The organism is Jeotgalibaca sp. A122, assembly GCF_052266715.1.
Lineage (GTDB): Bacteria > Bacillota > Bacilli > Lactobacillales > Aerococcaceae > Jeotgalibaca.
The window spans coordinates 1-6136 of sequence record NZ_JBQPRB010000017.1 but is presented as its reverse complement, the minus strand read 5'-3'; the positions used below and the strand labels follow the sequence as shown (position 1 = coordinate 6136).

The 6136-nt window shown below is 38.4% G+C and carries 7 protein-coding genes and 1 pseudogene; 6 read left to right on the top strand and 2 right to left on the bottom strand.

Annotated features, from left to right (window positions below; translation table 11 throughout):
- Together ACTU7M_RS11360 and ACTU7M_RS11355 are read right to left on the bottom strand one after the other, a co-directional pair.
- Positions 1 to 87 (bottom strand): annotated as a pseudogene (locus ACTU7M_RS11360) (IS200/IS605 family transposase); the annotation flags it as partial.
- 157 nt (positions 88 to 244) lie between these two features.
- Positions 245 to 988 (bottom strand): gamma-glutamyl-gamma-aminobutyrate hydrolase family protein, encoded by a 744-nt coding sequence (locus tag ACTU7M_RS11355; RefSeq protein ID WP_443474513.1) that lies wholly within the window; start codon positions 986 to 988, stop codon positions 245 to 247.
- Positions 989 to 1136: 148 nt separating this feature from the next.
- On the opposite strand from ACTU7M_RS11355, the gene ACTU7M_RS11350 reads away from it, so the two are divergent.
- From ACTU7M_RS11350 to ACTU7M_RS11325, 6 genes are all read left to right on the top strand, one after another.
- Positions 1137 to 2171 carry a helix-turn-helix domain-containing protein gene (locus ACTU7M_RS11350; protein WP_443474512.1) on the top strand — a complete coding sequence of 345 codons (1035 nt, stop codon included), beginning with the start codon at positions 1137 to 1139 and terminating at the stop codon, positions 2169 to 2171.
- A 213-nt stretch (positions 2172 to 2384) separates the two neighbouring features.
- Positions 2385 to 3305, top strand: coding sequence for a L(+)-tartrate dehydratase subunit alpha (gene ttdA, locus ACTU7M_RS11345; protein ID WP_443474511.1), 921 nt, complete (start codon positions 2385 to 2387; stop codon positions 3303 to 3305).
- A complete protein-coding gene (gene ttdB / locus ACTU7M_RS11340; RefSeq protein WP_443474510.1) occupies positions 3302 to 3913 on the top strand; it encodes a L(+)-tartrate dehydratase subunit beta in 612 nt (203 codons plus the stop codon). The genes ttdA and ttdB overlap by 4 nt, the downstream gene beginning before the upstream one ends.
- 48 nt (positions 3914 to 3961) lie before the next feature.
- A complete protein-coding gene (locus ACTU7M_RS11335; protein WP_443474509.1) occupies positions 3962 to 5326 on the top strand; it encodes a citrate:proton symporter in 1365 nt (454 codons plus the stop codon).
- A 102-nt stretch (positions 5327 to 5428) separates the two neighbouring features.
- Complete coding sequence (locus tag ACTU7M_RS11330) at positions 5429 to 5749, top strand: hypothetical protein (protein ID WP_443474508.1); 321 nt, start codon at positions 5429 to 5431, stop codon at positions 5747 to 5749.
- A gap of 13 nt (positions 5750 to 5762) precedes the next feature.
- Positions 5763 to 6136: biotin/lipoyl-containing protein (locus ACTU7M_RS11325; protein ID WP_443474507.1), on the top strand; the 374-nt coding region annotated here is incomplete at its 3' end.

The window sequence follows — 6136 nt, the reverse complement described above, 5'->3', positions numbered from 1 at the left end:
GTTTCGGTACTTCGTTCCCCAAACGATATGATAGTTCAGGTTGTAAACAGAAGTCCGACCATGTGTGAGTTTGTTTTCTTTATTCATATGACAATTATATCACTTATTTTTTTACCATGTGTAACGATATCTATTGAAAATAAAAAAGAAAGTGGGCATTCATCACGGCCTTGAAAGACCGTGTTTCCTGCCCACAATCAAAAAAAGGATTGGAACCGAAGTCCCAACCCCTAAAAATCCTATTTTACTTAATTTTTGTCTTTACTTTTTCTGCACGAGCAACAAAATCTTTGAAAAGTGTTTTATTGGCTGGATCAGAATACGCCATGATTTCTGGATGCCATTGAACCGCAATCATGTCAATATTTGGATCCATTGGCTCAATCGCTTCAATGATTCCATCCCGACTATGGGCAACTGCCTTCAAACCAGTACCTAAGTTTTTAATCGCTTGGTGGTGTAGGGTATTCACTTTTGTATGAGCCCCAATCACATCATATAAATGACTGCCTGGTTGCACCGAAATACCATGAAGGGGTGTTTCGAAAGGTGCTTGTTGAACATGCAGCAGTAATTCCGCATCATATTGTGCTGGTAAGTCTTGGTAAAGCGAACCACCGTGATAAACATTGATTATTTGTAAGCCACGGCAGACACCTAAAACAGGAATGCCTTTTTCAATAGCAGCGGCATACAATGCAAAATCAAAAGCATCCCTTTTAGGGAAAGTCAGCGTTAAATTACGATGGGGTTCTTCCCCGTATAACTCAGGATCGACATCATGGCCACCTGATAGGATCAAAGCATCCAATACTGCAACCATGTTTTTTGCATCTTCGGCTGTACCGACCGGCAACATGATAGGTGTTGCACCAGCACCTTGAACCGTATCAATATAAAATTGGGGTGTATAAGCCACCAAGGTTCCTTCAAATTCACTTGTAGCGCTTAGTAACTGTGTTCCGGATATACCAATAATTGGTTTCATATCGCAGGCCTCCTCTTAAAAATTATCTTTATTATTATCACATAAATAATTCGATTTGAAAACATCGTTCATAAACGCACAACCTCTTGACGAAAGTGTTCTCATTAGTTAAAGTAAATGAAAAATTGTTCAGGAAAAGGAATAAAAAATGAATAGATTACTATTTAACTATGAATCTAAAAATAACCATATATGTTTTGATCAACTCGTGTATCAAATAGGTAGCTATCATTATAATTGGCATAATGAAACGGAAATAATTTGGCTCTTGAAAGGCAGTATAGAAGTTCTGGTAGATTCACAAGTCTGTTCACTGGCCGAAGATGATATCCTAATCATCAACCCCAATAGTGGGCATGCAACGTTCGCACAAGAAAACAACAGTATAGCAATGAGGATGCATATTAATTCAGCATTTTTTACAGATTATGGTTTTGACTTCCGGAACGGCCGGTTTCATTTAAATACAGCCTTAAACAAAATACACCCTAGTTACGAAGATATGCGTCAAACGCTTGCGAGGCTATACTTGCAAGGCGCGAAAGATCCTAGTAACCGCTTGGTTATAGAATCGCAGTTTATGAACTTGATGAATGAGATTACTCAATTTTTCATAGAAGAACCAGGGATTGCAAAGTCAGTAACAGTGGGAAAAAACAAAAAAATTATTGAAGAAATTGGTATTTACATCGAAAAAAATTTCCACCTAGATCTTAATCTGGACACTTTAGCCAAAAAATACAATTACTCATCATCCTACCTATCACGGCTATTTAAGGAAGAAATTGGAATAAACTTTTACGAATACCTTATGCGTTGTCGTCTGCAAGATGCCATCCGTCACCTGACAGATACAGACGAAAAAGTTTCCGAGATTGCGTTTCAAACAGGTTTTAGTGACATTAAGTCTTTTAATCTCATGTTCAAAAAACATTTTGGAAAAACACCATCCGAGTATCGCAATGGGTTAACAGATGATCTTACACATGTTGATAAATATTTTAAAGAGAATGTAACGGGTGAGACACAAGCGAAGCTTTTCTATAATCTTAATAGTCGAGCCAATCATAGAGACGATTTTAGAAGCCCTTGCGAAGTATGTGAGTATAAAACCTATAAAAATAAATATAATAGATTACTTAATAATATATCCTCAATATTAGAAAAAACAAAAAATGACTAGGTAAATTTTTGTTCTTAAAAATAAAATCAAAATTGGAAAACTCAGCCAGATTGGACAATTTCTGGCTGTTTTTTTTCGTATAAAATGCAATGGAAAAGGATTATTTTTTTGAGAATAATCCCAAACAACAAAAAACTTCAATATAATCGAATAGTTTATTTCGGAAAAAAACTTGATAATAACCTTGTAAACGATTACTAAGGAGGAAAAGAAATGCAAAAGGTTTATGAACCAACACAGATGTCACAACAGGCAGCTGAACTCAGAGATATCTTGTCAAAATTTATTGGGGTCATTAGTAGACGTCTTCCCGATGATGTTGCTAAAAAGTTGAATGAACTTTCAAAAGAGGAAGTTGATCCTTTGCAACAATTGATTTACCAAACTATGATGGAAAACCAAATGTTGGCAGAAGACTTGAAGCGTCCAAGCTGTCAAGATACAGGTGTTATCCAATTTTTCCTGAAAGTTGGCGAGAACTTTCCATTAATAGGTGATTTGAAAGAAATATTGAAAGAATCAGTTGTTAAATCGACAATCGAAACACCACTACGTCATAATGCAGTTGAAACATTCGATGAGTATAATACAGGATTAAACATTGGAACTGGCGTGCCGACCATTTTGATGGAAATTGAAAAAGACTCCGATCAACTGGATATGTATGTTTACATGGCTGGGGGCGGATGTACACTACCAGGCGCTGCCAAAGTATTAATGCCAGGTGAAGGCTATGAGGGTGTTGTGCGTTTCGTAATGGATCAAATGACAAGCTACGGAATTAACGCATGCCCCCCACTCCTTGTAGGTATTGGAATTGGAACTTCGGTTGAAACCGCTGCACTTAATTCCAAATTAGCATTGATGCGTGATGTGGATAGTGTAAGCCCAAATGAGAATGCTTCCAAGATGGAAAGATTGTTAGAAGATGGCATTAACTCTATTGGTTTGGGACCACAAGGGTTTGGTGGTAAAAAATCTGTTATGGGCGTCAACATCATAAATACAGCACGCCATCCATCTACAATCGGCGTTGCCATTAACACAGGCTGTTGGTCACACCGCCGCGGGCATATCATTTTGGACAGCAACTTGAATTATGAAATCCTAACACATGAAGGAGTAGAATTATGAGAGAATTTCACTTAACCACCCCAATCAAAGATGAAGACTTGGAAGATATCCGTGTAGGAGACATCATTTACCTTTCAGGTGAAATGGTAACTTGTCGTGATGTGGCTCACCGCCGCCTGGTTGAAGAAGGGCGCCCTCTGCCTGTTGATGTCAGAGGAAAAGCAATCTTCCACGCTGGACCAATTGTCAAAGACCACGGTAATGATGAGTTCGAAATGATTTCTATTGGACCAACCACAAGTATGCGTATGGAGTTATTTGAAGAAGAATTCATTAAACAAACAGGTGTTAAATTGATTATCGGGAAGGGTGGAATGGGAAAAGGTACTGAAAAAGGCTGTAAAGATTATAAAGCCCTCCATCTTGTTTATCCAGCTGGTAATGCCGTCCATGCAGCTGTAAGGGTCGATAGAATTAAAGATGCACAATGGCGCGACTTAGGAATGCCAGAAACTCTATGGGTATGTGACGTTTCTGAATTGGGACCTCTCATTGTGTCGATTGATGCCGAAGGAACAAACTTATTTGAAAAAAATAAAATTGAATTTAACAAACGTAAAGAAGCAGCAATTGAATCGATTAGTAAAGAAGTAAGCTTCATCAAGTAAAAATACCAGAATCTGCCATTATGGCAGATTCTGATTTAGAGGTGAATTATGTTAACATTTTTAGCTCTGGCAATGATCGTATCTTTTATTGTACTACTTGCTCAGAAAAAATTATCTGTTTTTGGAGCATTAACTATTGTACCATTCATTTTTGGAATCTTGGTTGTTTTACTAACGGACGCTTCATTTATGGATTTGTTCAGATGGATACAAGATGCCTTATTCTTCAAAGTAAACGCCGAAACTGGCAAAGTAAGTATGGGTGTTATCTCTCCCGGGCTTTTGATTCTCTTTGCAGTCCTTTATTTCGATGTCATGCTAAATGTGGGGCTTTTTGATCCTCTATGTGAATTCTTTATTAAAAAAGCGAAGGGCGATCCGCTCAAAGTGACGATGTCAACAGTCCTAACTGCAACAGCAGTTACAATGAACGGTGACACAACAACGACAATTATTATTATGGTTGCAGCATTTTTATCACTATACAAACAATTAGGCATGAAACTAAGCTATCTTGCAGTGATTATTGTGACACCAATAGGCATTTTTAACCAATTACCTTGGGGCGGGCCAACAATTGCTGCTGCAACTGCAATGGGAGTTCCAGTAAGTGAACTATTCGCGGCGCTACTACCAGGTATGTTGGCAGCTGAAGTATTCGCGATTGCCATGGCATACTATTTCGGTGTAAAAGAAAGAAAACGCTTAAATTGGTCCAAAGAACAAATGAAAGATATTGATTCAGGAGTAATGGAGGGTATGTTGCAAGCTATTCGGGAAAAAGAACCTGAACTGAAACGCCCACAATATTACTGGGTAAACTTGATTATGACATTCGGGATTTTAACGATGTTAATTCTAGAAGTGGCACACGGTGCAATCTTATTCATGCTAGGAACTGCAATTGCATTGACACTAAATTATAAGAATTCAGGTTTAGTAAATGAGCGGCTAGATGATTTAGCATCTGATGCATTAGCACCTGCACTAGCAACTTTAGGAGCAGGCGTGTTCTCTGGTGTGTTGAGCGGTAGTGGAATGGCGTTGGCATTGGCGCAATCAATTACCATGCTAATACCAGAAAGTATTGGACCGCATATGGCACCTCTATATGCCATTATTGCTACCCCGGCCATCGTGTTTTTACCACAAGACGCTTTCTATTTTGGGATTTCCAATGTAATGGCTGATGTAATGGGCCAATATGGTATTTCAACGATGGGAGCAGCAGTAGCATCGATGGTGGGACAATCTTTCCGACTAATTTCACCAGTTATTCCTGCTTTGTATATGTTAACAGATCATACAGAACAAAACTTTGTCAGTTTCCAGTTTACTTACGCTAAATATGCATGGCCAATTTTGGTTATCTATCTTGTCGGATATTCACTAACAGGAGTTCTACCTATTTAATGTAAATAGGAGTTACTAACTGACAGTATAACGGGGTAAGGCAGTTTTGGATTGATTTAGAAACTGTCTTACTTTTTTAGTATTTGAGAGGTAGGGGGAAACATGTTTTCATTTAATATTTTTAAGCAGAACAGTAAAAATAAGACTAGACCATCCGTAAGCTCAAGCCCCAAAATACCAGATATTCCAAAATTACTGGTCAATTTTACTTCAGGAATATCACAAGAAGAAAGAGAAATTGCTGCTATTATATCTTCAGCTATCATTTCTTCGAACCATCCTAATTCCCAAGTTAGAATAACCAATATAGAGAAAATAGATTTAGATAAAGAAAAAGCAGCTATTATCATTGCTGCGATTATGGCGAATAATTCTTCGGATTCACGTTTTAAACTTCACAGTATTACAGAAATCAATCACTGAAAGAGGGATATAAATGTTAAGAAAATTCCGCATCAATATCAACGGTAAAGAGTATATGGTAGAAATGGAAGAGTTGACCCCAGGGGCATCCCAACTTCAAAATCAAGTTGTGGAAACAACACATCCTGTTCCTCAAGCCGCACCTGTAGCACCTCCAACACCAGCAGCGCCAACAACACCCGTTCAACCAGTAAGTGGTGAAGGGGAGGAAATCACTTCCCCAATGCCGGGAAACATTCTGGATATCAAGGTTAAGGTAGGCGACGTTGTGGAAGAGAACCAGGTTGTGGCAGTTTTGGAAGCAATGAAAATGGAAAATGAAATTGTGGCTCCTCGCGCAGGAACGATTACGGCAGTTTCTGCAACCAAAGGTGCACCAATCGATGT